Origin of the sequence: Sulfurospirillum tamanense, assembly GCF_016937535.1 — a bacterium.
In the GTDB taxonomy this organism is placed as follows: Bacteria; Campylobacterota; Campylobacteria; order Campylobacterales; family Campylobacteraceae; genus Sulfurospirillum_B; species Sulfurospirillum_B tamanense.
Genome location: NZ_JAFHKK010000056.1, coordinates 1 through 1,686 on the forward strand (window position 1 = coordinate 1; position 1,686 = coordinate 1,686).

The following is a 1,686-nucleotide window of genomic DNA, read 5'->3' on the forward strand; positions in this document are numbered from 1 at the left end:
AAGAGGGACTGTACTCAAAAGCACTTGATAGAATAGTAGAAGTTGAAAATGGACTTTTAAAGCCAATGCTAAAAGGTGAGGACATTAGCAGATATGCAAATCTTCAAAATAGATATTTTGTGATTTTCCCGTATATCATCGAAAATGCAAAAGCAAAACCAATGGGTGAAGCGTATATTCAAGAGCATTTTCCCAATGGCTATAAATACCTTAAAGCCAATGAAGCGTTTTTAAGAGGGAGAGAAAAAGGAAAAATGGATAAAGACGGATGGTTTTTATATATCTATCCAAAGAGCTTAACAGAATTTGAGCAACAAAAAATCATTACACCCGAAATTTCATTAGGCTCAAATATGAGCTTTGATGAAGGCATCTTTTATCACAATACAAAAGTATATAGCTTTATCAAAAAAAGCGCCGTAAAAGAAGACTATAAATTTTTTCTGGCACTTTTAAATTCTTCCTTGATGTGGTTCTTTCTTAAAAATACAGGCTATGAATTACGTGGTGGATATTTTGTATTTAAAACTAAATTCTTAGAGCCTTTTCCGCTACCAAAACTTGAACACATAGACCAACAAGAGCCATTCACTGAAAAAGCAAACATCATGCTCTCGCTCAACAAACAACTCCAAGAAGCCAAGCAAAATTTCCTAAACGAACTCAATCTAGAAAAAATCCCAAAAAAACTGCAAAACTTTGAAGAGCTAGAGTTTGAGGAGTTTGTCAAAGAATACACCAAAGCCAAAAAAATCAAATTCACCGACAAACTCGAAGAACGCACCTTCAAACACCAATGGCAAAGCCTCTTCGAGCACGACAAAACCCTTACATGTAACCTAAAATCTGAAATTGACAAAACCGACAAAGAAATAGACGCAATGGTGTATGCGCTTTATGGATTAAGTGAAGATGATATAAGAATAGTAGAGGGGGTTTTATAGTGGAACCCTTGTTTATTTTTGTGCTTATTTTTATACTAGTGGCGTTTATTTACTATTTGCCTTTTGGGATTTTAATACATTGGATTTTTGGCTCACCAAAAAAGAAAGAGGCTATTTCATGTAAAATCACATCTATTTTGGAAGACTCTATTGAAGTAGAAAGCCTTTACGATAAGGACCAAAATATCCTCATCATCACCCTAAAAGAAACAACTTGCAACCTTTCATCAAAACCAATACTTATCCCCCTTGGCGAAATGGAAGATAATTCTTGTGTATTCAAAAATTTCAACGAAGGGCAGATTAAAGTAGCTCAATCAAAAAATTCTCTAGGCGATATGGAACTGGATATAAATATCAAAAATCCAAGAGATTTTTTCAATATTCACAAAGATTAAAAATGGCATTCTTAACAGGAAATGATTCAAAAATCGAGTATAAAGTAACGTCAATTTCAGAGCTTTACGTCCACTCAAGTATTAACTTCCTTGTAGGAAATAAAGAGATACTCAATCCAAAACTGTCAAAGAATGGCTTTTGCATACTAGAAGATGTTGATTATTCGCTATCTTCTCTCATTAAAAACGTGCTTCAAAGCAACAAACCCGAGAGTTTTATGGATGTGGATGGAAGTGTAACAATAGCAATTTACCCCAATCAAACTTCTCCATTTTTGCCTACTTTTGAAGCTTTGACACAAGAGGATGATGGTTGTTTTACAATCGCTTTTATTATTAATGAA

3 protein-coding genes are annotated in these 1,686 nt (G+C 33.9%); all 3 read left to right on the top strand.

Annotation, left to right across the window (positions count from 1 at the left end):
• Positions 1-944 (top strand): DUF8810 domain-containing protein (locus JWV37_RS12565; RefSeq protein WP_275898391.1); only part of this gene is annotated, 944 nt, incomplete at its 5' end.
• Positions 944-1,342: a hypothetical protein gene (locus JWV37_RS12570; protein WP_205460225.1), complete on the top strand. Its 399-nt coding sequence runs from the start codon at positions 944-946 to the stop codon at positions 1,340-1,342. The genes JWV37_RS12565 and JWV37_RS12570, both read left to right, overlap by 1 nt.
• 2 nt (positions 1,343-1,344) lie before the next feature.
• Positions 1,345-1,686, top strand: a 342-nt coding sequence (locus JWV37_RS12575; RefSeq protein ID WP_205460227.1) for a hypothetical protein, incomplete at its 3' end; no start/stop codon positions are given.